Consider the following 24,914-nt stretch of genomic DNA (forward strand, 5'->3'; position numbering starts at 1 on the left):
GCTGAACTCGAGGCGCACGACCCCGCGCGCGTAGGGGTCGATCTGGCCGAAGAGCCCCAGCTCGATCGACCGCGGGAAGAAGCGGTTCTCCTCGCCGGGGAAGGTGCCGCCCTGTGCCTTCTCGACGTTCCGCTGCGTGAGCGTGGCAACGAAATCGGCCGAGATGCCGATGTCGAAGAGGAGCTGGCCGGGGCCGCGCCGCTCGGCGAGGGCGAAGGGCTGATGGGGCCGCGCGTAGTCCCCGAGGCTCGGCGCTGGCGCCGCGGGCTGCGTCGCTTGGGCGAGGCCGCCGGGCGGCTGGCTGGCCGAGGCGAGAGCGGGCGTCGGCGGCGGCGGGGCGACGCCCGGCCCCGCCTGCGCCGCGGCTGGGGCCGTGGCCACGGGAGGTGCTGCCGGGGGCGCGGCTGGCGCGGTGGCCACGGGCGGCGCCGGCGCTGTCCCGTCCACGGGCGCCGCGGGCGGCGGCGCGGGGCGTGCCTCGATGGCGAGCAGGCGCTCGGTCACGCTCTGGAGCTGCTTGCGCAGCTGCTCCACCTCGCGGCGGAGCGCCTCCACGTCTTCCGCGAAGGCGGGAACGGAGCCGAGCAGGAAGACAACGATGAGGCCGGGGACGAAGATGGCGCGCATGGGTTTTCCCTCCGATCTGGTCAGAGGGCCCGACGCTAGCCGAGTGACCCCTCATTTGACCAGCGGGTACTGGCTCCGGTACCAGCCGTCGAACCCGTCCTCCAGCACCACGTGATTCTTGTAGCCGAGGTCCGAGAGGAAGCTGTAGACGCCGCCCATCTCCTCGAGCGGGCACTGGCAGTAGAGGACCACGCGCGCCGCCTTCGGGATCTCGCGGTAGCGGCGCGCCAGGTCGGCCATGGGCAGCGAGATGGCCCCGGGCAGGTGGCCGGCCCGATACTCGGCGGGCTTGCGCATGTCCACCAGCACCACGGGCTCCTTGACGTCGAGCAGCCGCTTCACCGCGTCGGAGCGGAGGGTGGGGAAGGCGGCGCCCGGCGTGTGGCCCGCGCGCGCGGAAGCGACGAGACCACCGAGCAGAACGAGTAGCGCGAGCACCAGGAGCGCCCCGCGACGACGGGTCAGAGCGTGCCCTCCTTGCGAAGCTCGGTGATGACCACGTTGGGCGGGACGCCCCGCAGCGTGAACGCCAGCACGTCGCCGACCTTGACGCCGTCGTAGAGCTTCGGGTCCTGGGCGCGGAAGCCCATGGTCATGGGCGGCATGAAGCCCGCGATGTCCTCGTGGGAGAGCACGATCACGTTGATCTCGGGCACGATGGCGCGCACGACGCCGCGCGCGCGGAAGACGCGCTCCACGCCGGGCGTCACCGCCTGGCCGCGCAGCTCGGCCAGCTCGCGGCGCGCCTCGCCCAGCGGTCGCCCCCACGCGAGAAAGCCCATGAGCAGGCCCAGGCCGAGGGCCAGGTTCAGCAGGAGCACCACGCGCCAGAGCCGCATGGCTAGTGGACGTGCTCCGCGGGCGGCGGGGCCGGCGTCTCGCGATTCAGCGCCTGGATCTCGGCCATCAGCGTGGGGATCTCCGCCCAGGAGGCGCCCGGCTCGCCGGCGATCCAGCGCGCGCGCAGGTAGCCGGCGCGATCGATGAGGAATTCCATGTGGGCGGGCATGGACGGGTCCGGCTTCATTCCCTCGGGCGAGAGGTTACGCCGGAAGAGCCCATAGGCCTGCGCGATCTCTTCCGCGCCCTCGGTCACGACGGGGTAGTAGACAGGGGGATTTCCGCCCAGCCGAGCGATCGGCGCCTCGCCCCGCTGCAGCGGCACCGCGATCACCTCGGTGCCCAGCGCCTGGAGCGTCTCGTAGGCGCGGGCCAGCGTCGCCATCCTCGGCGCTGAGCCGGGAAGGCTATAAAGAACGAGGAGTAACGTCTTCACCCCTCGAAAGTCCTTGAGAGTTCGCGAGGGAGCCGGTCCCACGGCGAACGCGGCGTCCGGCGCGCCGATGCGCGGGCGATTCGGCTCGATCGTCGCGCTCAGCATGCGGCCCTGCTCGCCACTCGCGAGACCGCGGATGTAGTTGATCAGGTCCCAGCGATCGTCCTCTCCGAGCACCGCGCCGAAGGCGGGCATGCCGGCGGCGGGGATCCCGTGGGTGAGCCACCAGTACATGTCGCCCGCAGTGTGCTGGGCGGTGTGGGGCGCGGTGAGGTCGGCTGGCTTCTTCGGGAGCCCCGCGCCGGCCGGCCCGTCGCCCCAGCCGGCAGGTCCGTGGCAGAGCACGCAGTGGCTCCGATAGAGGGCTTCGCCGTGCGCGATCGACGAGACCTGGTACGGCACGGTGGTGCGGCGATACGTCGTGGGATAGGCGTCGACGGACAGCGGCGGCAGCGCGACCCAGAGTCCGATCGTGACGAGGGCGACGCCGGCCAGCGCGGCGAGGGCGCGCGCGCGGGCGAGCAGCACCGCGACGATCAGCCCCAGCACGCCCACGACCGCGATCTGGCCGCCGATCAAGACGCGCGTCCGCACGCCGGGGAGCGCGGCGGCGGCGTCCCAGGACAGGCGGAACGAGAGCGGCCACCACGGCGCGTCGTGCTTGCCCGGCGGCGTCGCGCCCAGCACCGCCACCACCACGAGGATGGCGAGCGCCAGCATCCATTCCGCGGCCACGAAGCGCGCGAGCCGCGCCATGGCGGGACGGCCCACCGTCTCGGCGTCGCCGGGCAGGGCGGGGACCAGCCGGCTCCGGTTCACCGCGGCGAGCGCGAGGATCGGCACCAGCAGCGTGATCTTCAGGAGGAGCAGCCAGCCGTAGCGGGTGCCGAGCAGCGACGGGATGTCGCCGAGCTGCTCCCATGCGTTCCAGAGTCCCGTGGCGACGAGGACGAGCATGGCGAGGAGGGCGATCTTTGAGAAGCGCCGCGCCGCCAGCACCGCGTAGGGCCGCGCGTCCGCGCCCCCGGGACTTGAGGCGGCGCGGAGCAGGAGATGCAGCGGGCCGAGCGCGCCCAGCCACGCGCCCGCGGCCACGAGGTGCAAGAGATCGGCGCCGAGCGCGGCGCCGCCATCGGCTTCGACCGCGGCCGCGTGGCCGGCCCAGGCCAGCGCCCCGGCACCGGCGGCCGCGAGCAGCCAGCTCTCGCCGCGCAGGGCGGCCCAGTCGGCGGTGGAGTCCTCGCGCTCGCGCGCCCAGAGCAGCGCGGTGAGCAGCAGGAGGACACCGGTGCGCAGCAGCCACACTGCGCCGTACTGGGTGGCGCCGAGCACGCGTCCCCAGGCGACGGGATCGAGCGCGGCGCCGGGCCGCCCGGCGACGTAGGCGGCGTTCAGCGCCAGCAGCCCCACCGCGGTGACGAGGGCGACGAGCCCGGCGACGCGCGCCAAGTCCAGCATGCGCCGCTCCCACGCGCGCGCGGTCGGATGGCGCGGCCGACCGGCCAGGACGGACAGCGCGAAGACCCCGACGAGGACGAGCGCGGCGAGGAGATGGACCCAGCGCAGGACGGCAGCCGCCCCGCTCACTCGGACCCCTTCTTCGTCAGCGCCATCACGATGATCACGACGAGCACGCCCGCGGCCAGCGCGACGCCGGCCGAGATGAGGGCGACGGTGAGCGGGCTCATCGGCGCGTCACGCAGCGGTCCGCCGTGATCGGCGAGGGCACGGGCCGGCGCGAAGGCGAGGGCGGAGAGGAAGGCGGCGGCGAGGCGGCGCGTCATCGTCCCGCCATTATAATGAAGCCGCTCGCATGGCCACCGCTTGCCCTCGCCCGCGCGCGGCGCTGTTCGACGCCGGGAACACGCTGATCCGGATGGACTACGGCGCCATTGCCGCCGCCCTCTCCGCCTACGGCGTGGTCGTGGATCCAGGCACGGTCGAGGACGCCGAGCTGCGCGCCCGCGTCCGCCTCGACCCGTATCTGGCGCCCGGTGCCTCGACGGAGAGCGTCGGCACCCACGACCGCTACCTCCGCTATGTGCTCGAGCATCTCGGGGTCACCGCCGCCGCCACGGTGGAGGCGATGGAAGGCTGGCGTCGCGGTTACAACGCGCCCACCGGCCTCTGGATCCTCGCCGACCCCGCCGCCGCGCCGGCGCTCGCGCGCGCGAAGGCGGCGGGGCTCGTCGTGGGCGTGATCTCGAACTCGAACGGCATGGTGTCGCGCACGCTCGAGTCGGTGGGGCTCGGGACCTGGATCGATTTCGTGATCGACTCGTCGGTAGTGGGTGTGGAGAAGCCCGATCCACGCATCTTCTCGATGGCGGTGGAGCGCGCGGGGGTCGCGCCCGGCGAGGCCGCCTACGTGGGCGATCTCTACTCGGTGGACGTGCTCGGCGCCCGGGCGGCTGGGCTCCAGGGCGTGCTCATCGACCCGCGCGGCTACTGGGGCCCGCGCGACTGTCCCCGCGCTCGCGATGCCGCGCACGCGGTGCGACTGCTCCTCGGGGACGCCTGAGCGGGCGGGAGTGCTTGGTTCAGGCGCGGCCCATCCTGTAGGCTGGTCGCATGCTCGCGCGCGCGTCGCTCTTGTCCCTGGTGCTGATCGCGACCGCGCCCGCGTTCGCGCAGGTGCCCGATACCGTGCTCCTCGAAGACCTGACGTGGACGGAGCTGCGCGACGCGATCGGCGCCGGCACGACCACGATTCTCGTGCCCGTGGGCGGGACCGAGCAGAACGGCCCCCACATGGCGCTGGGCAAGCACAACGTGCGGGTGCGCGTGCTGGCGGAGCGCATCGCGCGGGCCCTGGGCCACACCCTGGTAGCTCCGGTCATCGCCTACGTGCCCGAGGGGCGGATCAATCCGCCCACCGCCCACATGCGCTTTCCGGGCACGATCAGCGTGCCGGAGGACACGTTCGAGCGGGTGCTCGACGCGGCGGCGCGGAGCTTTCGGCAGCACGGCTTCCGCGACGTCGTGTTCCTGGGCGATCACGGCTCCACTCAGGCCGGGCAGCGGGCGGTGGCGGCCCGGCTCAACCGCGAATGGGCGGGCGGGCCGACGCGGGCGCACGCCATCGAAGAGTACTACCGCGCGAGCCAGATGGAGTTCGCGCACGCGCTGCGGGCCAAGGGCTATAGCGAGGCGGAGATCGGCACGCACGCCGGACTCGCCGACACCGCCCTGATGCTGGCGCTCGACGCCCGGCTGGTGCGGGCGGACCGGCTGCGCCCGGGCACCGGTGAGGCAGGCGACGGTGTGGAGGGCGACCCGACCCGCGCCACCGTGGAGCTGGGGCGCGCGGGCGCCGACCTGGTGGTGACCAAGACCGTCGAAGCCGTGAAACGAGCGCTGGCGCGCCGGTAGTCCCGGCCGCACCGGCAGAGGAGGTCTGCGTGGTCTGGTTCCGTCTCACGTTCTGGGTGGCCCTACTCGCGATGGGCATCGCCGGCCTCGCCGGGCCCGCGCTCGCCATCGACACCGTGCCGGGCATGCCGCCGGTGGTGGACCCCGGCAACCTCTACAGCGAGACACGGGCGGGCGCCCTGAGCCCAGCGGTGGCGGGCGCGCTCCCGCGCATCTACGTGCCCAACCGCACCTCCAACGACGTGTGGGTGTACGATCCCGCGACGCTCAAGGTCGTGGACAAGTTCAAGGTGGGCATCAATCCGCAGCACGTCGTGCCCTCGTGGGACCTCAAGACGCTCTGGGTGACCAACAACGCGGAGGGCCGCACGGACGGAAGCCTCACCCCAATCGATCCCCTGACCGGCAAGCCCGGCAAGGCCATCGCGGTGGACGATCCCTACAACATGTACTTCACCCCCGATGGGAAGTCCGCGATCGTGGTGGCGGAGGCGCTCAAGCGGCTCGACTTCCGCGACCCTCACACGATGGCGCTCCAGGGGTCCCTGCCCACGCCGGACTGCGCCGGGATCAACCACGCGGACTTCGCCATTGACGGCAAGTTCGTCATCTTCACCTGCGAGTACAAGGGCAGCCTGGTCAAGATCGACCTCGTGAACCGCAAGGTCCTGGGCTATCTCAAGCTCTCCAAGGGACGGATGCCCCAGGACGTGCGCGCCGCGCCCGACGGCAAGGTGTTTTACGTGGCGGAGCTCCAGTCGGGCGGCATCTTCGTGGTGGACGGCGACGCCTTCAAGGAGGTGGGCTTCATCCCCACCGGCGTGGGCACGCATGGCCTCTATCCGAGTCGCGACGGCAAGAAGCTCTACGTGATCAATCGCGGCACCGCGCGCGTCTACGGCCCGCCGCGGGGGAAGGGGAGCATCGCGGTCCTGGACTTCGCCACCCGCAAGGTGGAGGCGACCTGGATGATCCCGGGCGGCGGCAGCCCGGACATGGGCAATGTCAGCGCCGACGGCAAGCAGCTCTGGGTGTCGGGGCGCTACGACGACGTGGTGTACGTGGTCGACACCACCAACGGCGAGATCAAGTCACTCCCCGGCGGCAAGGAGCCCCACGGCCTCACGGTCTGGCCGCAGCCCGGCCGCTATTCGCTGGGCCACACCGGCAACATGCGCTAGCGGTGCGTCTTACCCGGTAACCGGGTGCCGTCGAGGTTCCAGCCGGTCCGGGCGTGCACGACAAGTCTCTTCGGGGACGCGCCGTTGCGGGTCACCCTCCCGGGGACCCCAGAGGGCATACCGCTTGCTCGGGAAGGGGAGCATGACGTCTCTTCTCACCAGGATCGGCGCCGGTGTCGTGGGCGGGCTTTACGGTGGGGCGGCCATGACGATTCTGCGGCTGTCGGCCCGGCGTGCCGGGGTCATCGACAAGATGGTGCCCGAGCTGATCGAGGAATGGCTGTTGCGCGAGCCGCCGGGCGGGAGCGAGGCCCAGCGGGCCCGCCGGAATGTCGCCCATCAAGCCCTGCATCTGGCGTACGGCGCCGCCTGGGGCGCGCTGGCCGCGCCCGTCCTCGAGAGGCCGCCGAGGAAGAGCTTTCTCTGGGGCGCGGGGCTCGGCGCCGCACTCTGGGGGATCGGCATGATGGCCCTCTTGCCCAAGCATCGCGCGTCCGGCCCGGCGGGCTGGCGAGCCACGGGCCCCGCGCAGATGGTCAACGTCCTCGCGCATCTGCTCTACGGCCTCAGCGTGCAGCTGGCGGCCCGCGAAGTCTGGACCGAAACCCGGGGCGAGCGGCCGCCGCGAGTGGGCTGAGCCTACGCGCGGGGCAGGCCGAATACGTGTGCCCTTCGCGGCTGGCTGCGCAGAGTCTTGCCGGGCGGGAACGGGCTATACCGATCAGTGCGCGGCACGCGTCGTCGCGTGTTGCGTCATCGCGTATTCGGTTGGGATCCGGACGCGAGATGTCCTAAACTCCGGCAGGTGAATCGCCGCCGGCTCCTCTCTTCGATCGCGTTCGCGCTGACTCTCGGCGTCGGTCTCGCGGGATGCGGCGCGTCCATCGCATCGCCGTCCACCGCGTCGTCTTCCTCCCCACCGTCGAAGCTCGTCGCCTCCGCTGACGTTCCCCTCGCGTCCCCCTTGCCTGGGTCCACCGCGCCCGTGTGGCACGTGGGCGATCAGTGGGCCTTCCACTGGGAGAGTCCGGACGGAGGGGGCGACTACACCTGGACGGTGGACCGGCTCGAGCGTGTCGATGGCGTCGAGCACTACGTCGTCCGATCGGGGCCGCGCGAGATCTACTTCCGCGCGACGGATCTCGCCACCTCGCTCGAGACCCTCTCCGGTCGCGTGGAACGGCGCAACGTCCCCCCGCGTATCGGCTTCTCCTGGCCGCTGAGCCCGGGCGCGATGTGGCGCCAGCGGTATCTCGAGGAGGGAGACGGGCGTAGCCCCGCCGAGCGCGCCATCGACTGGAGAGTGGAAGGCGAGGAGGAGGTGCGGGTCGAAGGGGGCGCGTTCCGGGCGCTGCACATCGTCGCGCGCTTCTATCCCACGCCGGACCGTGTGTACGAGATGTGGTACGCGCCGGCCGTCAAGCAGTGGGTGCGCCTGAAGGAATTCTTTCCCGCCGGCGTGCGCGAGCGCGAGTTGACCGACTTCGCCCTGCGCTAGGCGGGCAGCGTCACGTAGGGGTAGCGGCGCAGCGCAGCGTAGACCTCGCGCATCATGGCGTCGAGCGCGGTCTGGGATCGGGCCTCGAAGCGCAGGGTGAGGTAAGGATTGGTGTTGGACGCGCGCACGAGGCCCCAGCCCTCTGGGAAGATGATCCGCACCCCGTCGATCTCCACCGTCTCGTAGCGCGCGCGGAATTCGCGGGCCAGCTCCTCCACCAGGGGAAACTTCCGGTCGTCCGCGCACGGCGCCTTGAGCTCGGGCGTGGCGACCAGATGCGGCAACGTGTCGAAGTGCGCGGAGACGGGCCGGCCGTCGCGCGCCACCAGCTCGAGGAGCTTGCACGAGGCGAGGATCCCGTCGTCCACGCCATACCAGTTCTCGCCGAAGAACATGTGGCCCGACACTTCCCCGCCGAGGAGGATTCCATCCTCGCGCATCTTGCGCTTGAGATGGGAGTGGCCGGTCTTCCACATAATCGGCCGTCCGCCGTGCGCGCGGATGTCGTCCACGAGAATCTGCGAGCACTTCACGTCGAACACCACCGGCGCGCCGGGGTGGCGGCGCAGGAGATCGCGGGCAAGGAGGGCCAGGATGAGATCGGCCTCGTGGCGCCGGCCGCGCTCGTCGATCACGCCCACGCGGTCGGCGTCGCCGTCGTACGCGATGCCCACGTCGGCCCGGATCTCGCGCACCCGCGCCACCAGGTCGTGGACGTTCTCCTCCATCTCGGGGTCGGGGAGATGGTTGGGGAAGCTCCCGTCCGAGTCGCAGTAGAGCGCGTCGACCTCGCAGCCCAGGCGGCGCAGGAGCTCGGGGGCGAAACTGCCCGCGATGCCGTTGCCCGCATCCACCACGACCTTGAGGGGCCGGGCGAGCCGCACGCGGGTGGTGATGGCGTGGAAATAGTCCTCGCGGGGATCGCGGGGGATTCGCCGGCCCTGCCCGGTGGCGAAGTCGCCCGAGCGGATCGTGGCGAGCAGCCCCTGGATCTCGTCCTCCGTGAGGGGCGCCGCCCCGGCGTGCACCATCTTCACGCCGTTGTCCGTCACCGGATTGTGGCTTCCGGTGACGGTGGCGCCCCCGTCGAGCGTCCAGTGCGCGGTGGCGAAGTACATCAGCGGAGTGTGGTTGAGCCCGAGGTCCACGACGTCCACGCCCGCGGCGAGCACCCCCGCCGCGAACGCCTCTTTGAGCGGCGGCGAGGAGAGCCGGTTGTCCATGCCCAGCGCGACAGTACGGCCGCCGCGCCGCCGCACGAGCGTGGCGTAGGCGCGGCCGATGGGCTCGAACACGTCCGGCCGGATGTCCACGCCCACCTTGCCGCGCACGTCGTAGGCGCGGAAGATGAACGGGTTCAGCTCGGTCACGAGCTAGATGACCGCGACCGCTTCGACCTCGATCAGCCACTCCGGCTGCGCGAGGGCCGCGACGGCGACCAGCGTGGAGGCCAGCGTCTTCTTCCCGAAGAATTCCTCCCGGATCGGGACGAGGTCCGCGCGGTGCCGGATGTCGGTGAGGTAGGTGTTGATCTTGACCACGTTGGCGAGCGTGCCGCCGCCCGCTTCCACCTGCGCCTTGAGCGCCTGGAACACCGCCCGCGCCTGCGCGGCGAAGTCGCCGCGATGCGCGGGCTTGCCCCCTGCGTCGTAGGCGACCTGGCCGGCGATGAAGAGGATGGTCTGGGCGCCGGTAACCTTCACCGCCTGCGTGTAGGTCGGCGGGTTGAAGACGGTGGGGGCGCAGTAGGGCTCGATCGTGGTGGGCATGAGCGGCTCCTCGTGAAGAATGATCGTGCTATCGTTCCCCTACGCTAGAAGGCCGGCACGCGCGAGTCAACCCCAAACCCGCTCCGGAGACGCGATGCCCAAGGAGTTCGTGCTCGTGCACGGCGCCAGTCACGGCGCCTGGTGCTGGGACGACGTGGCGGTGGTGTTGCGACGCGCCGGGCATCGCGTGATCACGCTCGACCTGCCCGGGCACGGTCGCCGGGCCGCCGAGGCAGGGCGCGCGAGCATGGAAGCGTACGGCCGCGCCGTCGCCGACGTCATGGCGCGCGAGGGCGTGTCGCGCAGCATCCTCGTCGGACACTCCATGGGCGGGCCGGTGATACAGAAGGCGGCGGAGATGGCGACCGGACGCATCGCCCATCTCGTGTTTCTCGCCGCGGTGGTGCTGCCGAGCGGCGGCAGCCTCGAGTGCGTGCACCTCACGCCGGTGGGCCGCGCGCTCATGCACGGGCTGGCCGCCGCTCGCGGCGACGGCACCTTCGCGTATCCCGCGGAGACCGCGTGGGCCCGCTGGATGGGCGATCTCCCGCGGAGCCATCCCACCGTTGCGCGCGCGCTCGCCTCGCTCACGCCGCAGCCCTTGCGCCCTTTCGTGGAGCGCATCGATTATTCGGTCTTCGAGCGCCTCCCCGTGCCTCGCACGTACCTGCGCTGCCTCGGCGATCTCGCCGTGGTCCCGGCCCGCGCGGCCGCCTACGCGGCGCGGCTCGGCGTGAGCCCCCTGGACATGAAGACCGCGCACGATCCGATGCTCTCGGCGCCCGAGGCGCTGGCGCGGCTGCTCGAGAAGATTCCGGCGTGACGGGAGGCGCCGGGGGCGCGTCAGCCGTGGCGGGCGGCGGCGAGACGCAGAATCATCCCGCGCAGGCTCTCGGCGTGCGTGTCGGCGATCTTGACGAAGCGGACGCCCACGAACCCGCCGCGCTGGGCCCGTGCCTCGCCCACGTCCACGTCGACGGGTGGCCCGCCCTCCGGCGACATCTGGAGCAGCAGCAGCGCGCCTACCGGCACCATCGCCCTGGTCTCGATCGCGCAGCCGGCGGTGGAGATGTCGCGGATCATGCCCTCGCCCTGGCCGCCGTTCTTCCAGCGGAACGTCACCGGGATCTGGCAGGGGACGCGGTCGAGGTCGCGGCGGTCGAGATGCACGCGGACATAGCGCTCGCGCCACCGGAAGCGGCGGAAGCGGCGCTGGCAGGCCTGACAGCGGAAGGGGTAGATGTAGGCGAGGCTCGCGAGCCGCTCGTAGAGTCCCTTGCGATGGGTGCGTCCGACCAGGCCGCTCCCGCAGCTGGGGCACGCGGGTGCCCTCACGGGGCCTGCCCGTGCGGCGTGTCGCGCTGGTGGCCGGTGAGGAACCGTCGGAGCCGCTCGTCGCCCTCGTGCTTCACGCCGACGAACTGGAGCGCGACCTTGCCCGACTGTATGGTGCGGACCACCGCGACCTCGACGCGGATGGGCCGCTCGCCGTGCGCGGGCTGGAGATCGAGGTCGAGGTGCTGGCCGGGCTGGATATCCGCCTGGGTCTCGAGCGCGAGGCCCCCGATGGAGAGATCCCGAACCCGTGCGGGCTGCCCGCCCTGCTCCAGCCAGAGCGTGGTCCAGAAGTCCACGGGGAGCCGCTCGTCCCGCCGGCGCTCGCGGCGGTAACGCACGTAGCGCTGCCCCCACTGGAACGCGTGGAATCGATGGAGGCAGTCACGGCAGCGAAACGGATAGACGTAGATGAGACTGGCGAGCCGCTCGAGCAGACCCTCGCGGGAGACGCGGTCGACTTCCTCGCTTCGACACCGGGGGCAATGAGGAACCGCCATGTCCGCGCGTGATCTCCGCGGGGCAGTGTGACGAGAGACGACGGCGAAGTCCAGCACAAAAACCGAGAAGGAGAGGCCATGGACGAGGCGCTGAAGGAGAAGACCCGCAAGACCGCGCAGATGCTCTTTCACTCCATCAAGGGGGGCGTGGGCTTCGACCTCTGGAAGCAGTTCGACCGTGACCTCGCGCGGGAGCTCTCCACCTTCTTCACGGGAAAGCTCTACAGCCGCGAGGTGATTTCCCAGAAGCAGCGCGAGCTCTGCGCGGTGGCGTCCCTCACCGTGCTCAATCGGGGCAACGAGCTGCGCGCGCACATCCACGCCGCGCTCAACGTGGGGGCGACCCGGCAGGAGGTGGCGGAGGTGATCTTCCAACAGGTCACCTATGGAGGTATGCCGGTCGTGGTGGAGGCCCTCGTCATCTGCAAGGCGGTGCTGGAGGAGCGCGGCGAATGGCAGCCGTAGCCGCCCCGCGCCACCCCACCGTGGTCGCTGCCGTGGAGGCCGCGCGGGCCGCCGGCGAGATCGCCATGCGGTACTACCGCGGCGGGTTCGAGGTGACGATCAAGCCCGACCAGACCCCGGTCACCCAGGCCGATCGGGAGGCCGAGGAGACCATCACCGCGCTCCTGCGCCGCGCCTTCCCCGACGTGGGCTTTCTCGGCGAGGAGTTCGGCCAGCAGGGCCCCACCGACCGGCGCTGGATCATCGATCCCATCGACGGCACCAAGAACTTCGTCCGTCATCTGCCGATCTGGGCGGTGCTCATCGCCCTCGAGGAGCACGGCGAGGTCACGACGGGCGTGGTACTGAACCCGGTGACCGGCGATCTCTTCTGGGCCCGCCGGGGCGAAGGCGCCTACGCCAACGGGCAGCGCCTGCGCGTGTCGGAATGCGCCGCGATGAAGGACGCCCTTCTCCTCCACTCGAGCCTGTCGCTGCTCCGCCGCACGCCCTACTGGCCGGGCTTCGTGCGGCTGATCGACGCCACCTCCCGCACGCGCGGCTTCGGCGACTACTACGGCTACTGCCTGGTCGCGGAGGGCAAAGGCGAGGTCTACGTCGAGGCGGACCTCAAGCCCTGGGACGTGGCGCCGATGAAGATCCTGGTTGAGGAGGCGGGCGGCCGGCTCACCGACTTCGCGGGCCGGCCCAACATCTATGACGGGACCGTGGTCGCGACCAACGGCCGCCTCCACGAGGAGACGCTACGCCTGCTGCGCCCTGCGCCCTAGGGCCCCCGGCTCAGCCCAGGAGGGCCCGGCGCCGGCGGAACTCGGCGATGGCGCGCTCCTCGGCGGGCCCGAGGCGATAGGCGAAGCTCGCCAGGTAGGTGATCACCTCCGCCTCGCTCCAGCCGGTGTCGCGGCGTCGTGCCGCGATCGCGGGCAGATCGGCGAGCCCGCGCGTCAGCGACGTGTCCAGCGCCGCCGCGAAGGCCGCGCGCTCGGCGGCGGGCAGCGCCCGCCGGATCCCCCAGCGTGCGAACACGCAGGGCAGCCCCGTCCACTCGGTCCACTCGGTGCCCAGGTCCACCACGTAGCTCCACCGGCGCGGGGCGGTCAGCTCGCGTATGGCGGCGTCGCCGATGAGGAGCATGGCGTCGCACGCGGGCCCGGGCGTGGTCCAGGTCCGCGGCGTGACGCGATAGCGCTGGGCGAGGAGGATGCGCAGGATCTCCACCGACGTGGCCGTCTCGGTGGTGACGCCCACGACCGCCCCCTCGAGCTCGCCGGGCCCGCGGTCCGAGAAGAGGAACACGCTGCGCGCAGCGCCGTTGGTCGCGATGCCGAAGGGCAGGCCGTCGAGCACGGACTCGAGCCGGAGGAAGTCGGCCAGGGACAGCGGCGCGGTGTCGGCCTCGCCGCGCTCGAGGGCCTCGCCGAGCTGCCGTGGCGGCAGGGCGAGGGTGGGGAAGCCGGCGAGGTGCGTGAAGAACGGCTCGCAGTTGAGATAGGGGATCACGCCCACCCGCGGCCGGCCGGCGGTCACGCGACCCTCCAATCCTGCGTGAGGGCGCGCACGCGCGCGAGGAGATCCTCCCCATCCAGGGTGACGAGATGCTGCGCCGCCACCACGTGGCGGCCGTGCACCCACACATCCGTCACCGCCTGATGCGACATCGCGTACACCACGCTCTTGAGGAGGTTCGCGCGCGGATGCAGCGACGGATGGGTGAGGTCCACCGCGACCAGGTCCGCGAGCCGCCCGGGTGCGATGGCGCCGGCGGCGAGGCGGACGAGCCCCGCGCCGCCCGCCGTGCCCATGGCGAAGGCTTCCTCGGCGGGGAGCCGCGTGCCGTCGAGGTGCCGGACCTTCTGGAGCAGCGACGCCATGCGCATCTCCTCGAAGACGCTCAGGCGATTGTTGGTGCAGCCGCCATCGGTGCCCAGGCCGATGCGGATGCCGCGCGCGCGCATCTCGGTGATGCGGGTGATCCCGTCGCCCAGCACCATGTTCGACGACGGGCAATAGGCGAGGCCGGCGCCTCGCTCGGCCATCAGCGCGATCTCGGCGTCATCGAGCCATACGCAGTGCACGCCGATCATGCGCGGCCCCAGCACGCCTAGCTTCTCGAGATACCGGATCGGCGTGGCGCCGTGCTCGGCCAGGGTGCGCTGTCCCTCGTACTGGCCTTCCGCCACGTGGATGTGGAACGGGGTGTCCAGCGCCTCGGCCACCTCCCAGCCGGCGCGGATCATGGCCGGCGATGCGCCGTGCGGGCTGTGCGGAGCGGGCTGGACGGCGACGAGCGGGTCGCCCGCGTGCTCGGCGTGGAGCTCACGGGTGCGGCGCGCCGCGTCCGCGGGCGACTCGCGGTAGCGGGCGGGCGCACCGTCCCAGTCGTACATCGTGCGCGCGAGCACCAGCCGGATCCCGGTGTCGCGCGCGGCCCGGATCACCGCGCGCGCGTTGTCGTTGCCGGCGTCCTGCAAGTAGAAAAAGTCCACGCAGGTCGTGGCGCCGTGGATCAGCATCTCGGCGAAGGCGAAGGCCGCGCCGAGATAGATGCCGTCGGTGTCCAGCCGCGTGGAGAACGGGTAGAGCACGCGGTCGCGCCAGGCCATGAAGTCCATGTCGTCGCCCAGCCCGCGCAGGAGCGACTGGAAGGTGTGACAGTGCGCGTTGACGGTGCCGGGCACGAGCGCCCGCCCGGGCAAGCGGACGAGATCGTCCGCGAAGGCCGCGTCGCCCCACGGCGGGGGAAACGGGACGATGCCGGTGATGCGGCCGTCCGCGATCTCGACGGCGCGGCCGGACTCGAAGCGTCCGTCCACGAGCACCAGCTCCGGAGCGAGCCTCATGCGCGCGCCATCTTACTCCAGGGACGCGGCCCGGCGCGCGACGACGGCGAGGAGGGGATCGCCCACCTCGGGGCTCCGGTCGAGGCCCATCATGTCGGTCCACCCGCGCGCTGCGCGGAGGTAGTGCGCCACGAGCTGGGCGTGCCCCGCGTCGTCGAGCGCCTCCCACAGCGCGATCACCTTGGTGGGAAAGCGGCGGTTCGAGAACGTGATCACGACAGGCGCGCCCGGGCGGAGCACGCGCGCGAGGTCGCACAGCACCTCCACCGGCCGCACGAGATAGTCGATGGACACGCAGCATCCGGCGGCGTCGAACTCGCCGTCGGCGAACGGCAGCCGCGGCTCCGCGTTGAGGTCGTGCACGACCCAGGCGTCCAGGCGCGAATTGGCCGCCAGCTCCTCGGCGTTCATGCCGAGCCCGGTGACGCGGCGATAGGACACCTCGGGGGGCAGGTGGCTCACCCCGCTGCTCATGAGGTCGAGGATCGCGCCTCCCGCCGGAAAGTACTCGCGGTAGAGGGCCGTCACCGCGGCGATCGCGCCGTCGTCGATGTGGGTCACGAGCCGCGGCGCCGCGTAGAACTCGGGATCGGGCGTCTCGTCGAGGCGCTGGAAGGCGCCGGCGGGGAGACCGTCCTTCATGGCGTGCTCCCGGCGAGGCGGGGGCCGCGGCACCGAGCCGCTAGAGCACGTGGACGAACGGACGTGCCCGCAGCGTGCCCGTGGTCCAGAGGCCGCTCTCGGCGAGACGGGCCACCGCCGCGTCCGGGTCGGCGGCGTTCACGAGCACCAGCGTCCGGCCGCCCGGGAAGAAGCCGCCGAACGCCACGCGTCCCGCGCCGCGCTCCTCGATGAGGGCGAAGGTGGCCATCTCCACGTCGGGCGCCTCGCCTTCGACCAGCATCGTGACGCGCGAGCCGTCCGTGGAGAGCTCCGGCACCCGCCAGGGCTCGAGGAACTGCGCGAAGGCCTCGGGCCGATACTTCGTCCACACCCCGCCCTTCCAGTAGGGATCTTCCTCGACGAGACGGGTGATCACGTCGAGATCCGGGGCGCGGTAGAAGAGGTCGGCGGTCCTGCCGTCGGGCGCCGGGCCGCCCCCGATGACCGCTCCCTGCGCGCGCAGGCCGACGATGCGCTCGAGATGCTGGGCACGGTGAGCGGCGCGGCGCGTGATGTAGTCGTCCGCGGCGGTGATGGCGACGTGATAGAAGTTCATCTCCGTCATGTTTCCTCTCGGCGGCTCGATCTCACACCCAGCCGCCTGCGAACGGGACCACCTGGCCCACGAAGAAGTCTGCGTCCTCGGAGGCGAGGTAGACGGCGAGGCGCGCCGATTCCTCCGAGCGGGCGAGGCGCCCCGCGGGCACGTTCCGCACCATGCGGGCCACCGCCTGCTCGTCGGCGAGGAGGGCCGGCGGGAAGTACGTCGGGTTCTCCACGTAGTTCTGCGCGATGGCGTTGACCTGCACGCCGTCGCGGGCCACCTCGCGTCCCACCGCGCGCGTCAACCCGTTCACCCCGGCGCGCGCCGCGGAGTAGGCGGCATAGCGGGCGAGGCCGGGAATGCCCGCCGCCGACGACATGTTGACGATCTTGCCCCGGCGGGCCGGCCGCATCACGCGCAGGGCCGCGCGCAGGCAGAAGAAGGGCTCGTCGAGGAGCCGGGTCATCATCTCGCGCCACGCCGCGTCGGTGATGGCCTCGGCGGCGCAGCCGGTGGGCGGGTGCGCGCTGTTGTTCACCAGCACGTCGAGGCGGCCGAAGCGCTCGACCACCGCCGCCACCGCCCGGTCGGCCTCGCCCGGCTCGGCGAGATCGCCGGTCAGGGCCAGGGTGGTGCGCCCCTGGCGCTCCGCCACCGCCACGATCGGCGCGGCCGCCGCCGGGCTCCGGTCGTGGAGGGCGAGGGTCGCCCCCTCCCGGGCGAACTCCTCGGTGAGGGCCGGCCCCATGAAATGGCTCACGTTGGTGATGAGCGCGATCTTGCCGGTCAGGCGCATGGCGGTCGTATGATAACGTGGAATCGCTGCGGCGAGGGGGCGCCCATCTCCACGAAAGACTTGCTCGAATCCTTCCTGGCCCGTTGTCCGTTCGCCCTGGACGAGTTCCAGCTCCGCGCCGTCCGGGCGATCGATGAGGGGAAGTCCGTCATCGTCTCGGCGCCGACGGGGGCGGGGAAGACCTTGGTGGCCGAGTTCGCCATCCACCGCGCCCTCGCCCACGGCCGGCGCCTCGCCTACACGACGCCGCTGAAGGCCCTGAGCAACCAGAAGTTCGCCGATTTCGGCCGCCAGTTCGGGGCGGACCAGGTCGGCATTCTCACCGGCGACGTGAAGGTGAACCCCCGCGCCCCGATCCTGGTAATGACCACCGAAATTCTGAGAAACATGTTCTACACGGGAGGGCTGCCGGGGCTGGAGACCGTGGTGCTGGACGAGTGCCACTACATGGGCGATGAGGGCCGCGGCACGGTGTGGGAGGAGATCATCGTGAACGCCCCGCGCGACGCCGCCCTCGTCGCGCTCTCCGCCACCGTGGCCAACGTGAGCGAGATCGCCGACTGGATCGGCCTCGTGCACCGCCCCATCGTCGCCATCACCCATCCCCATCGCCCGGTCCCGCTGTCCTATCTTGTCGCGGATCTCTCCGGCGAGATCCACGGCTACGAGGGCGTGCGCGCGGGGACTGTCCGCCTGGTCGGCGCCGAGCCCGTTGCCGGCTACATGGACAAGGGCCGCTGGTACACGCGCCGCGTGGTCGATCCGACGGTGATGCTGGACGCCCTCGACGCGCGCGGGTGGCTGCCCGCGATCTACTTCATCTTCAGCCGCGCCGGCTGCGAGCGGGCCATGGAGACCGTGCTCGCCGAGGGCAAGCCGCTCCTGGCCAAGAATCAGCAGCGAGAAGTCGAGGAGATCATCCGCGAGGCGATCAGCGACAGCCCGGCCATCGCGGAGTCGCCGCTCAACCAGACCATCTTCCAGGCCCTCGGCATGGGCATGGGGCTCCATCACGCCGGCATCCTGCCCGGCGTCAAGCGGCTCATCGAGCAGCTCTTCGAGCGCGGCCTCTGCAAGGTCGTGTTCGCGACCGAGACCATGTCGCTCGGCATCCACATGCCGGCCAAGAGCGTGGTGCTGCAGTCCCTGACCAAGCGCACGGATCGGGGCTTCCGCAGCCTCACCCACAACGAGCTGACGCAGATGGCCGGCCGCGCGGGCCGACGGGGCATCGACCCCGAAGGCAAATGCGTCATCGCGCTCGACGTGCGGGACGGAGTGGATGATATCCGCCGCGTGGTCGATGGGTCGCCGGAGCCGGTGGTGAGCCAGTTCAAGCTGGGCTACGGGTCGGTGGCCCTGCTCCTGGGCAGCGGCAACGACATGGCAGCGATCCGCCGCACCGTGGAGTCCTCGTTCGGCCAGTACCAGAACCTCCGGCGCATCCGTGGGCTGGAGGCGGAGGTCGCCGAGCTCGACATGGCGGTGGAGGACGCGCGCGGCTTCCGGGCCCCGTGCGGCGACTTCGCGCGGATCGGCCGCTACCGGAAGCTCCGCGCCGAGGTGGAGACGGCGCGCGCGGCGCTGGGCCGCGGCGGGCGGCGCGCCGCTCGCACCGTCGCGGAGGCGGAGCCCGGGCGCTTCGTGGTGGCGCGGCGCCGGGGCGGCCAGTCCCTCGGGCTCCTGCTCCGGGTGGACGCGCGGCGGCACAAGGTGATCGCCAGCGTGCTCATGCCGCACGGCGAGGTCGTGCACGTCAAGGCCGGGCACATCAAGCGCGTGTTCTGGGCCACGCCGCCGCTCCCGATCCCGCGCGACTGGGAGCATCGCACTCAGGCGCTCAAGGCGCAGCTCGCGCGCGTCACCGCGGGCGAGCTCGCGGAGCGCGAGCGGACGGAAGGGCCCGAGGGTGCGCTCACCGCCATCGAGTGCCATCGCTGCCCCTGGGGTTCGCAGCCCCGCTGCGATCACACCTGGAAGGGGCTGGAGCGGCTCGAATCGCGCCTCACCCTCAAGCGGGAGACACTGGAGGCGTTGCGCAACGCGTACTGGCAGGAGTTCATCCGCGTGGTGGAGGTGCTGGAGCACTTCCGCGCGGTGGAGGACGGCAAGCTCCTCGCCAAGGGCCAGCTCATCGCGACGCTGCGGCACGACAACGAGCTGCTGGTGGCGGAGATGATCGAGCGCGGCATCCTCGGCGACACCACGCTGGCCGAGGCGGCGGCGCTGGTCTCCTGCCTCATCGAGGAGTCTCGCTCGGGCGACAGCGCGGTGGCCCGTCTGTTCCTGCGCAAGCGGCCGAAACTCAAGCGCAAGCTCGAGCAGCTGGACGGAGTGGCGCGCTCGGTCCACGAGGCGCAGCGCATTCATCAGCTGCCGATGCCGGTCTCCATCTCGACCGGCTTCATGCCGTCGGTGTTCCGCTGGGCGTCGGGCGAGGACGACTGGGCGGCCATCGTGGAGGAGTCGTTCGGGGGTCACGAAGGCGATCTCATCCGCGCGATGCGGCGCCTCATCGACGTCCTCCGCCAGCTCGCGGAGGCGCCCGAGGTGGACGGCGCGCTCGCCGCCCTGCTGGGCCGGGCGGCGCGGGTGATCGACCGGGGGATCGTGCTCGAATCTGCCCTCATCTGAGGGCGGGGAACAGAGGAGACCCACTGATGCGGAGAGCGCGGATGACGAGATGGGCCCTGCTGGCGGTCGCGGCCCTCGGCGCGGCCGGCTGCCTGAGCAAGCCGCCCGCCGAGATACCCGAATACATCGGGCGCGGGCCGCGCGCGGACGAGATGTTCTACGCCCGCATGGTCCAGCGGAGCGAGCGCGAGCCGAGCTTCGACGAGCGGCGTCAGTTCAAGGACATGATGGACGACCGCGTCTACAAGTACCTGCGCGAGCACCCGGAAATGGAGCAGCAGGCGCGCTACAGCGAGTTCCGCTTCTGGCGGCAGGTGAGCGAGGGCAGCACGCAGGGCGAGGTGCGCGCGCTCCTGGACGAGCCGCTGGAGCGGTCCATCGATCCCGCGCGCATGGGGGCGATGGCAAAGGTGCACTGGCAGGACCTGCGGACCAAGGCCAAGGAGGCTTGGCTCTATCCGCTCGGCTGGATTCTCTACTTCGACGACAAGGGCGTGGTGGCCATGCTGCGGCGGCCCCAGGGGGGATTCCTGGTCGCCGAGTAGCCACGAACATCTCTCGGAAGGAGAGCGATCGATGATCCGGAGCGCGCTCAAGATGACGAAGCACATGCCGCTGGCCTCGCGGGGCATGGTGGTGGCCGAGCACCCGATCGGTGCCCAGGTGGGCGCCGCCATCCTCGCCCGGGGCGGCAATGCGGTGGACGCGGCGGTGGCCACCGCCTTCGCGATGCCGGTGGTGGAGCCGTTCATGTCCTCGATCGCGGGTGGTGGGAGCTTCCTCGTCCACATGGCCCGGCGCGGCGAGACCGTGGCCATCGACGCCAACGTCGAGGCGCCTGCGGCGGCCCACGAGACCTCCTTCGAGCTGGGCGAGGGCGTGGGCGACGATCTCTTCCCGTGGCGCCGCGTGGTCGGTGACGCCAATACCTTCGGCCCGCGCTCGGTGGCGGTGCCCGGCTCGGTGGCGGGCCTCGCCCTGGCGCTGTCGCGCTTCGGCACCATGACCCTCGCCGACGTCCTCGCCCCGGCGATCCGTTTGGCAGACGAGGGCTTCGTGCCGGACTGGTACGTCGCCCAGACTGTCTCGCTCTACACCCGCGAGCTCCGCGCGTTCCCGGAAACCGCGCGGGTCTATCTCCGCGATGGCATCGACGTGTATCGGCCGCCGGTGAGCAAGGACGGCGACGTGCTGCGGCAGTCCGACCTCGCGCGCACGCTGCGGCTGATCGCCAAGGACGGCCCCGACGCCTTCTACCGAGGCGCCATCGCCGAGGCCATTCACGCGGAGATGCGCGCCACGGGGGGCTTTCTCACCAAGGACGATCTGGCCGGGTACGAGGCGCGCCTGCTGTCGCCGCTCATGGGCGGCTACCGCGGCCTCGACCTGGCGTTCATGCCCGGCGCTACCGGCGGCGTGACCGCGCTCGAGATCCTGAACCTGCTGGCGGAGTTCCCCTCGGCGGGCGTCACCTACGAGAGCGTGCGCGGCCTCCACGTCCGGGCCGAGGCGGTACGCCTCGCCTTCCGGGACCGCCTGCGCTATCTCGGCGATGCCCTTCGCGTCACCGCGCCCTGGGAGGGCCTCGTGTCGCGCGACTACGCCCACGCCCTCGCGAAGCTCATCAAGCCGGGCGGCCCCAGAACCAGCGCCCCCGCCCCCGACCCCTGGAAATACGGCGACGCAAGAAGAGTAGGTAACGGACGCGGCTCCATGGGGGCTGTCCGAGGCTCCGCGAGTGATGTCCGCGGCTCCGCGCCGGGCGTCCGCGGTGGGGGGAGAGCGGGGGCCATTTCTAGGCCCCCGCTGATGGCAGACACCCACGATTGCACTACGCATATCGGTGTAATCGACAAGCAGCGCAACATGGTCTCGCTCACCAACACCGCGGTGTCACTGTTCGGGTCGCGCATGGTCGTGCCGGGCACGGGCGTCCTGCTCCAGAACGGCATGATCTGGTTCGACCCGGAGCCAGGACGGGTGAACTCGATCGCGCCGGGCAAGCGGCCGCTGGTGAACATGGTGCCGGTGCTCGCTTTCCGCAGGGGCGAGCCCGTCTACACGCTCGGCGCCCCGGGCGGCCGCAAGATCGTGTCCGTGATCCCGCAGGTGATCTCCAACATGGCGGACGCCGGGGACAGCCCGCAAGCGGCCATGGAGGCCCCGCGCCTCCACGACGAGGGGGGCGAGCTGCTGGTGGACGACCGCGTGGGCGGGGCAGCCCTGGGGGCGCTTCGCAAGCGCAAGCATCCCGTCACGACCAAGGACTGCACGGTGGGCAACATGTACTTCGCGCGGCCCATCGCCATCCGCATCACGAAGAAGGGCCTGGAGGCGGGGCTGGATCCCACCAGCGACGCCAGTGCTGCGGGCCTCTAGGCCGCGGCCGGAGAGCGTGAGAGCCATGATCGAAGAGCGGGTGATCGCCTCGTGGAAGTTCAAGAAGGGCGTGCTGGATCCGAAGACGGCCAGCCTCTGCTATCTCGCCGCGAATCTCGCGGTCGGGAACACGCACTGAGCGAAGCGTGACCTGGCAGGTGCCAGGGCCGCGGGTGCCACCGAGGACGAGGTGCGGGAGGCCATCAGCTTCGCCATTCGCGCCAATGCCGCCAAGACGCACGCCGACATCTTGAAGGTCTACGAGCCGCCGGCCTGAGGGCCGGCGCGCCGGGAGGTTCCCCGATGGCCGAGATCAGCCTCACCGCCGCCTTCTCCAGCGTGCCCGCGCCCGATCAGGAGGCGATCAAGCGCCTCCTGACGGAGACGGTCGCGCAGATCGCTCAGGACGACGGCAGCTTCAGCCGGGCCAAGCTCGTGTTCACCGAGTCCGACGAGCGCTGTGGTCTCACCGCCGAGCTGGACGGGGTGAAGAAGGAGGGCGTGCCGCTGGCCCTGGACCTCGACCAGCTCGAGGACGCTCAGTCGAGCGCCGGCGCGCGCGCCCAGCTCAAGGAGGCGCTGCGCCTCTATTTCCGCCGCGTGATGGGGAAGAAGTGAGCACGCCCGCCCACGGCGGCCGCGTCCTCATCGTCAACGCCGACGACTTCGGCCTGACCCGCGGGGTGAGCCGCGGCATTCTCGACAGTTACGCGAAGGGCATCGTGACCAGCACGACCCTCATGGTCAACCGCGGCGCCGACCCTGCCCAGCTCGAGGAGCTAAAGGCCTCGGGGCTCGGCGTGGGCCTCCACGTGAACCTCACCCTGGGCACGCCGCTCTCGGATCCCAAGCGGGTGGCCTCGCTGCTGGACGACGGCGGCCAGTTCGTGCGGGACGCGCGCGCGCAGGCCGAGCGCGCCCGTCCGGAGGAGGCGCGGCTCGAGATGGGGAACCAGATCGAGGCATTCCGGCGGCTCATGGGCCGCTTCCCGACGCACCTCGACAGCCACCACCACGTGGCGAAGGACGGGGCCCTCCTGGACCTCCTGTGCTTCTTCGCCCGGGCGCTCAAGATCCCCATCCGGGCCCAGGACGGGCAAGTGCGCGCGCGGGCCCGCCAGGACGGCATCCGCACCCCCGAGCATTTCATCGGCGATGCGGGGGTGCATCCCTACTGGACGGCGGAGCGCGTGCTCGAGCATCTCCGCGCGCTCCCGTCCGGCGTGAGCGAGTTCATGACCCATCCCGGCTACTTCGACGACGATCTCGCGTACAGCCGCTACGGCAAGCAGCGCGAGGCCGAGGTGGCCGGGCTCACCGATCCCGCCGCGCGCGCCCTCGTCGCGCGCGGGGGGATACGCCTCGCCCACTTCGGGAATCTGAGCACGGAAGGAGCACCGCGATGAAGGCGATCACGCTGCACGGCACCGGCGACGTGCGGGTCGAGTCGGTGGCCGACCCGAAGATCGTGGATCCCACCGACGTGGTGGTACGCATCACCACCAGCGCGGTCTGCGGCTCGGACCTGCACCAGTACCATGGGCGGGTGCCCGGGCTCCCCACGGGCGTGGTGCTCGGCCACGAGTTCATGGGCATCGTGGAGGAGGTGGGGCCAGCGGTGACGCGGGTCAAGCGCGGCGACCGCGTGGTGGCGCCCTTCTCGATCTCGTGCGGCCAGTGCGAGTGGTGCCGCATGCGGCTGCCCACCCAGTGCTCCACCACCGGCCGCGCGGTGTTCGGGGGCCGCTTCGGCCACGTGTATCCCGGTGGCCAGGCCGAGCGCATCCGCGTGCCCTTCGCCGACTTCATGTGCGAGCAGGTGCCCGCGGCGATGAAGGACGAGGAGGCGTTCTTCCTGGGCGACATCCTCTCCACGGGCTACTTCTGCGCGGAGAGCGCCGGCATCCGCCCGGGCGATCGCGTGGCCATCTTCGGCGCGGGCCCCGTGGGGCTCCTCGCGCTGCAGTCGGCGCACCTCTTCGGACCGAGCCGGATTTACATGGTGGACCGCGTCGGCTACCGGCTGGAGCTGGCCGAGCAGATGGGCGCGATCCCGGTGAACCTCGACAAGGGCGATCCCGCGCAGCAGCTGCGGGCGCTCACCGGCGGCCGCGGGCCCGACGCGGTGCTGGAGTGCGTGGGCCACGAGGTGCCCTTCGCCCAGGCCGTCGTGGCGGTGCGGCCGGGCGGGACGGTGTCCTCGGTGGGCGTCTACGTGGAGGACGCCATCGGCTTCCCCGTCCGCGAGGCGTTCTTCAAGGACCTCACGCTCCGCATGGGGATCTGCAACGCGCGGAACTACATCACGCCGCTGATGGGGCTGGTCGAGGCGGGCCGGCTCGATCCCACGCGCATCATCACCCACACGATGGCGCTCACCGAGGCCCCGAAGGGCTACACGATCTTCGATCGCAAGGAGGATCGGGCGATCAAGGTGATGCTCAAGCCCTAGCGCGGACCGGAGCCGCCCCGGCGGCTCAGTGGGCCGGGGACGGCTGCTTCGCGAGGAGCGGGTCGATGATCTTGATCAGGCGCGCCTCGTCGGCGGAGCCGGTGATCCGCTTGACGACCTCGCCCCGCTTGTCGATCACCACCGTGTAGGGAGCGAGCTTGAACCCGAAGCGCGTGGCCATCCGCGCGCCCGGATCGAGCACCGCGCCGTACGTCTGCTTGTAGCGCTTCCGCCAGGCCCGCGCCTCCGCGGCGGTGTCGTTGACGTGCACGCCCATCACCTCGACGTCGCGGTCGCGATACTTCTCCGCCAGCCGCTGGATGCCCGGAGCCTGGGCGGTGCACGTCTTGCACCAGGAGCCCTGGAACCGCAGCACCAGCACCTTCTTGCCGATGAGCGCCCGCGAATCGAACTCGCGGTCCTCGTCGAGGAGCCGCGCGGCCAGCGGCGGGGCGGCGGGCGCGGCCGCGGCGGCCGGCGTCGGGGCGACCAGGACGGCGAGCGCGACCACGGGCACGAGGAGCTGCGGGAGGCGCCGTCGACGCGGGCGCACGATCGGGGGGAGAAGGCGTGTCGCGGCCAT

The 24,914-nt window shown here is 71.5% G+C and carries 29 protein-coding genes; 14 read left to right on the forward strand and 15 right to left on the reverse strand.

The features are described from left to right. The 5 genes from VFX14_00795 to VFX14_00815 form a co-directional block, all read right to left on the reverse strand. A partial coding sequence (locus VFX14_00795) for a hypothetical protein (GenBank protein ID HEU5188202.1) occupies positions 1–627 on the reverse strand: 627 nt, incomplete at its 3' end. Between the two features lie 51 nt (positions 628–678). Continuing rightward, the gene (locus tag VFX14_00800; GenBank protein HEU5188203.1) at positions 679–1,065 is read right to left on the reverse strand and encodes a rhodanese-like domain-containing protein; all 387 of its coding nucleotides are present in this window, start codon (positions 1,063–1,065) and stop codon (positions 679–681) included. A 23-nt stretch (positions 1,066–1,088) separates the two neighbouring features. Next, the gene (locus tag VFX14_00805) at positions 1,089–1,466 is read right to left on the reverse strand and encodes a copper-binding protein (protein HEU5188204.1); all 378 of its coding nucleotides are present in this window, start codon (positions 1,464–1,466) and stop codon (positions 1,089–1,091) included. A 2-nt stretch (positions 1,467–1,468) separates the two neighbouring features. Continuing rightward, positions 1,469–3,490 carry a CopD family protein gene (locus VFX14_00810; protein ID HEU5188205.1) on the reverse strand — a complete coding sequence of 674 codons (2,022 nt, stop codon included), beginning with the start codon at positions 3,488–3,490 and terminating at the stop codon, positions 1,469–1,471. After that, positions 3,487–3,687, reverse strand: a complete 201-nt coding sequence (locus VFX14_00815; GenBank protein HEU5188206.1) for a hypothetical protein — start codon at positions 3,685–3,687, stop codon at positions 3,487–3,489. The genes VFX14_00810 and VFX14_00815 overlap by 4 nt, the downstream gene beginning before the upstream one ends. A 29-nt stretch (positions 3,688–3,716) precedes the next feature. Here VFX14_00815 and VFX14_00820 point away from each other — a divergent pair, with 29 nt between their 5' ends. From VFX14_00820 to VFX14_00840, 5 genes are all read left to right on the forward strand, one after another. After that, positions 3,717–4,424, forward strand: a complete 708-nt coding sequence (locus VFX14_00820; GenBank protein HEU5188207.1) for an HAD-IA family hydrolase — start codon at positions 3,717–3,719, stop codon at positions 4,422–4,424. A gap of 50 nt (positions 4,425–4,474) precedes the next feature. Further along, a complete protein-coding gene (locus VFX14_00825) occupies positions 4,475–5,275 on the forward strand; it encodes a creatininase family protein (protein HEU5188208.1) in 801 nt (266 codons plus the stop codon). Between the two features lie 71 nt (positions 5,276–5,346). Next, positions 5,347–6,456 carry a hypothetical protein gene (locus VFX14_00830; protein ID HEU5188209.1) on the forward strand — a complete coding sequence of 370 codons (1,110 nt, stop codon included), beginning with the start codon at positions 5,347–5,349 and terminating at the stop codon, positions 6,454–6,456. 142 nt (positions 6,457–6,598) lie between these two features. Next, positions 6,599–7,093, forward strand: a complete 495-nt coding sequence (locus tag VFX14_00835) for a hypothetical protein (protein ID HEU5188210.1) — start codon at positions 6,599–6,601, stop codon at positions 7,091–7,093. A gap of 327 nt (positions 7,094–7,420) precedes the next feature. Continuing rightward, positions 7,421–7,954 carry a hypothetical protein gene (locus VFX14_00840; GenBank protein ID HEU5188211.1) on the forward strand — a complete coding sequence of 178 codons (534 nt, stop codon included), beginning with the start codon at positions 7,421–7,423 and terminating at the stop codon, positions 7,952–7,954. On the opposite strand, the gene VFX14_00845 is transcribed toward VFX14_00840, so the two are convergent. Next, complete coding sequence (locus tag VFX14_00845; GenBank protein HEU5188212.1) at positions 7,951–9,324, reverse strand: phosphomannomutase/phosphoglucomutase; 1,374 nt, start codon at positions 9,322–9,324, stop codon at positions 7,951–7,953. The two genes, VFX14_00840 and VFX14_00845, sit on opposite strands and share 4 nt — an antisense overlap. 3 nt (positions 9,325–9,327) lie before the next feature. Further along, positions 9,328–9,723, reverse strand: a complete 396-nt coding sequence (locus VFX14_00850) for a RidA family protein (GenBank protein ID HEU5188213.1) — start codon at positions 9,721–9,723, stop codon at positions 9,328–9,330. Positions 9,724–9,817: 94 nt separating this feature from the next. On the opposite strand from VFX14_00850, the gene VFX14_00855 reads away from it, so the two are divergent. Then, positions 9,818–10,546: an alpha/beta fold hydrolase gene (locus tag VFX14_00855; protein ID HEU5188214.1), complete on the forward strand. Its 729-nt coding sequence runs from the start codon at positions 9,818–9,820 to the stop codon at positions 10,544–10,546. A 20-nt stretch (positions 10,547–10,566) separates the two neighbouring features. On the opposite strand, the gene VFX14_00860 is transcribed toward VFX14_00855, so the two are convergent. Both VFX14_00860 and VFX14_00865 read right to left on the reverse strand, forming a co-directional pair. Then, positions 10,567–11,058, reverse strand: a complete 492-nt coding sequence (locus VFX14_00860; GenBank protein ID HEU5188215.1) for a PilZ domain-containing protein — start codon at positions 11,056–11,058, stop codon at positions 10,567–10,569. After that, positions 11,055–11,558, reverse strand: coding sequence for a PilZ domain-containing protein (locus tag VFX14_00865; GenBank protein HEU5188216.1), 504 nt, complete (start codon positions 11,556–11,558; stop codon positions 11,055–11,057). Before VFX14_00865 ends, VFX14_00860 begins: the two co-directional genes overlap by 4 nt. Positions 11,559–11,636: 78 nt before the next feature. On the opposite strand from VFX14_00865, the gene VFX14_00870 reads away from it, so the two are divergent. Together VFX14_00870 and VFX14_00875 are read left to right on the forward strand one after the other, a co-directional pair. Beyond that, positions 11,637–12,023: a carboxymuconolactone decarboxylase family protein gene (locus VFX14_00870; GenBank protein HEU5188217.1), complete on the forward strand. Its 387-nt coding sequence runs from the start codon at positions 11,637–11,639 to the stop codon at positions 12,021–12,023. After that, positions 12,011–12,793 (forward strand): inositol monophosphatase family protein, encoded by a 783-nt coding sequence (locus VFX14_00875; protein HEU5188218.1) that lies wholly within the window; start codon positions 12,011–12,013, stop codon positions 12,791–12,793. The genes VFX14_00870 and VFX14_00875 overlap by 13 nt, the downstream gene beginning before the upstream one ends. 10 nt (positions 12,794–12,803) lie before the next feature. Here VFX14_00875 and VFX14_00880 read toward each other — a convergent pair whose 3' ends face one another. The 5 genes from VFX14_00880 to VFX14_00900 are packed head-to-tail and all read right to left on the reverse strand — an operon-like array spanning position 12,804 to position 16,866. Next, positions 12,804–13,550: a menaquinone biosynthesis protein gene (locus VFX14_00880; GenBank protein ID HEU5188219.1), complete on the reverse strand. Its 747-nt coding sequence runs from the start codon at positions 13,548–13,550 to the stop codon at positions 12,804–12,806. After that, on the reverse strand, positions 13,547–14,863 hold the full coding sequence (locus tag VFX14_00885; GenBank protein ID HEU5188220.1) for an amidohydrolase: 1,317 nt from the start codon (positions 14,861–14,863) through the stop codon (positions 13,547–13,549). Before VFX14_00885 ends, VFX14_00880 begins: the two co-directional genes overlap by 4 nt. 12 nt (positions 14,864–14,875) lie before the next feature. Further along, the gene (locus VFX14_00890) at positions 14,876–15,505 is read right to left on the reverse strand and encodes a methyltransferase domain-containing protein (GenBank protein HEU5188221.1); all 630 of its coding nucleotides are present in this window, start codon (positions 15,503–15,505) and stop codon (positions 14,876–14,878) included. A gap of 40 nt (positions 15,506–15,545) precedes the next feature. Next, on the reverse strand, positions 15,546–16,091 hold the full coding sequence (locus VFX14_00895; protein ID HEU5188222.1) for a YciI family protein: 546 nt from the start codon (positions 16,089–16,091) through the stop codon (positions 15,546–15,548). A 22-nt stretch (positions 16,092–16,113) separates the two neighbouring features. Continuing rightward, complete coding sequence (locus VFX14_00900; protein ID HEU5188223.1) at positions 16,114–16,866, reverse strand: SDR family oxidoreductase; 753 nt, start codon at positions 16,864–16,866, stop codon at positions 16,114–16,116. A 60-nt stretch (positions 16,867–16,926) separates the two neighbouring features. Here VFX14_00900 and VFX14_00905 point away from each other — a divergent pair, with 60 nt between their 5' ends. The 6 genes from VFX14_00905 to VFX14_00930 all read left to right on the forward strand — a co-directional run bounded on the left by VFX14_00905 (position 16,927) and on the right by VFX14_00930 (position 24,331). Then, positions 16,927–19,500 (forward strand): DEAD/DEAH box helicase, encoded by a 2,574-nt coding sequence (locus VFX14_00905; GenBank protein ID HEU5188224.1) that lies wholly within the window; start codon positions 16,927–16,929, stop codon positions 19,498–19,500. A gap of 41 nt (positions 19,501–19,541) precedes the next feature. Further along, a complete protein-coding gene (locus VFX14_00910) occupies positions 19,542–20,045 on the forward strand; it encodes a hypothetical protein (GenBank protein HEU5188225.1) in 504 nt (167 codons plus the stop codon). 31 nt (positions 20,046–20,076) lie between these two features. Beyond that, a complete protein-coding gene (locus VFX14_00915; protein ID HEU5188226.1) occupies positions 20,077–21,879 on the forward strand; it encodes a gamma-glutamyltransferase family protein in 1,803 nt (600 codons plus the stop codon). A 303-nt stretch (positions 21,880–22,182) separates the two neighbouring features. Continuing rightward, positions 22,183–22,497, forward strand: a complete 315-nt coding sequence (locus VFX14_00920) for a hypothetical protein (GenBank protein ID HEU5188227.1) — start codon at positions 22,183–22,185, stop codon at positions 22,495–22,497. Next, on the forward strand, positions 22,494–23,285 hold the full coding sequence (locus tag VFX14_00925) for a ChbG/HpnK family deacetylase (GenBank protein HEU5188228.1): 792 nt from the start codon (positions 22,494–22,496) through the stop codon (positions 23,283–23,285). The genes VFX14_00920 and VFX14_00925 overlap by 4 nt, the downstream gene beginning before the upstream one ends. Further along, positions 23,282–24,331, forward strand: coding sequence for an alcohol dehydrogenase catalytic domain-containing protein (locus VFX14_00930; GenBank protein HEU5188229.1), 1,050 nt, complete (start codon positions 23,282–23,284; stop codon positions 24,329–24,331). The genes VFX14_00925 and VFX14_00930 overlap by 4 nt, the downstream gene beginning before the upstream one ends. A gap of 25 nt (positions 24,332–24,356) precedes the next feature. On the opposite strand, the gene VFX14_00935 is transcribed toward VFX14_00930, so the two are convergent. Further along, positions 24,357–24,914 (reverse strand): TlpA disulfide reductase family protein, encoded by a 558-nt coding sequence (locus VFX14_00935; GenBank protein HEU5188230.1) that lies wholly within the window; start codon positions 24,912–24,914, stop codon positions 24,357–24,359.

It is taken from the genome of Candidatus Methylomirabilota bacterium (assembly GCA_035764725.1).
Classification (GTDB): Bacteria; Methylomirabilota; Methylomirabilia; order Rokubacteriales; family CSP1-6; genus DASRWT01.

Bases quoted from the DNA above. Each gene is read 5' to 3' on its own strand.
- VFX14_00825 (HEU5188208.1), top strand. From the start codon at position 4,475: ATGCTCGCGCGCGCGTCGCTCTTGTCCCTGGTGCTGATCGCGACCGCG.
- VFX14_00890 (HEU5188221.1), bottom strand. From the start codon at position 15,505: ATGAAGGACGGTCTCCCCGCCGGCGCCTTCCAGCGCCTCGACGAGACG.
- VFX14_00935 (HEU5188230.1), bottom strand. From the start codon at position 24,914: ATGGCCGCGACACGCCTTCTCCCCCCGATCGTGCGCCCGCGTCGACGG.
- VFX14_00895 (HEU5188222.1), bottom strand. From the start codon at position 16,091: ATGACGGAGATGAACTTCTATCACGTCGCCATCACCGCCGCGGACGAC.
- VFX14_00885 (HEU5188220.1), bottom strand. From the start codon at position 14,863: ATGAGGCTCGCTCCGGAGCTGGTGCTCGTGGACGGACGCTTCGAGTCC.
- VFX14_00875 (HEU5188218.1), top strand. From the start codon at position 12,011: ATGGCAGCCGTAGCCGCCCCGCGCCACCCCACCGTGGTCGCTGCCGTG.
- VFX14_00920 (HEU5188227.1), top strand. From the start codon at position 22,183: ATGGCCGAGATCAGCCTCACCGCCGCCTTCTCCAGCGTGCCCGCGCCC.
- VFX14_00865 (HEU5188216.1), bottom strand. From the start codon at position 11,558: ATGGCGGTTCCTCATTGCCCCCGGTGTCGAAGCGAGGAAGTCGACCGC.
- VFX14_00910 (HEU5188225.1), top strand. From the start codon at position 19,542: ATGACGAGATGGGCCCTGCTGGCGGTCGCGGCCCTCGGCGCGGCCGGC.
- VFX14_00830 (HEU5188209.1), top strand. From the start codon at position 5,347: ATGGGCATCGCCGGCCTCGCCGGGCCCGCGCTCGCCATCGACACCGTG.
- VFX14_00835 (HEU5188210.1), top strand. From the start codon at position 6,599: ATGACGTCTCTTCTCACCAGGATCGGCGCCGGTGTCGTGGGCGGGCTT.
- VFX14_00900 (HEU5188223.1), bottom strand. From the start codon at position 16,866: ATGCGCCTGACCGGCAAGATCGCGCTCATCACCAACGTGAGCCATTTC.
- VFX14_00930 (HEU5188229.1), top strand. From the start codon at position 23,282: ATGAAGGCGATCACGCTGCACGGCACCGGCGACGTGCGGGTCGAGTCG.
- VFX14_00915 (HEU5188226.1), top strand. From the start codon at position 20,077: ATGATCCGGAGCGCGCTCAAGATGACGAAGCACATGCCGCTGGCCTCG.
- VFX14_00815 (HEU5188206.1), bottom strand. From the start codon at position 3,687: ATGACGCGCCGCCTCGCCGCCGCCTTCCTCTCCGCCCTCGCCTTCGCG.
- VFX14_00870 (HEU5188217.1), top strand. From the start codon at position 11,637: ATGGACGAGGCGCTGAAGGAGAAGACCCGCAAGACCGCGCAGATGCTC.
- VFX14_00820 (HEU5188207.1), top strand. From the start codon at position 3,717: ATGGCCACCGCTTGCCCTCGCCCGCGCGCGGCGCTGTTCGACGCCGGG.
- VFX14_00805 (HEU5188204.1), bottom strand. From the start codon at position 1,466: ATGCGGCTCTGGCGCGTGGTGCTCCTGCTGAACCTGGCCCTCGGCCTG.
- VFX14_00855 (HEU5188214.1), top strand. From the start codon at position 9,818: ATGCCCAAGGAGTTCGTGCTCGTGCACGGCGCCAGTCACGGCGCCTGG.
- VFX14_00850 (HEU5188213.1), bottom strand. From the start codon at position 9,723: ATGCCCACCACGATCGAGCCCTACTGCGCCCCCACCGTCTTCAACCCG.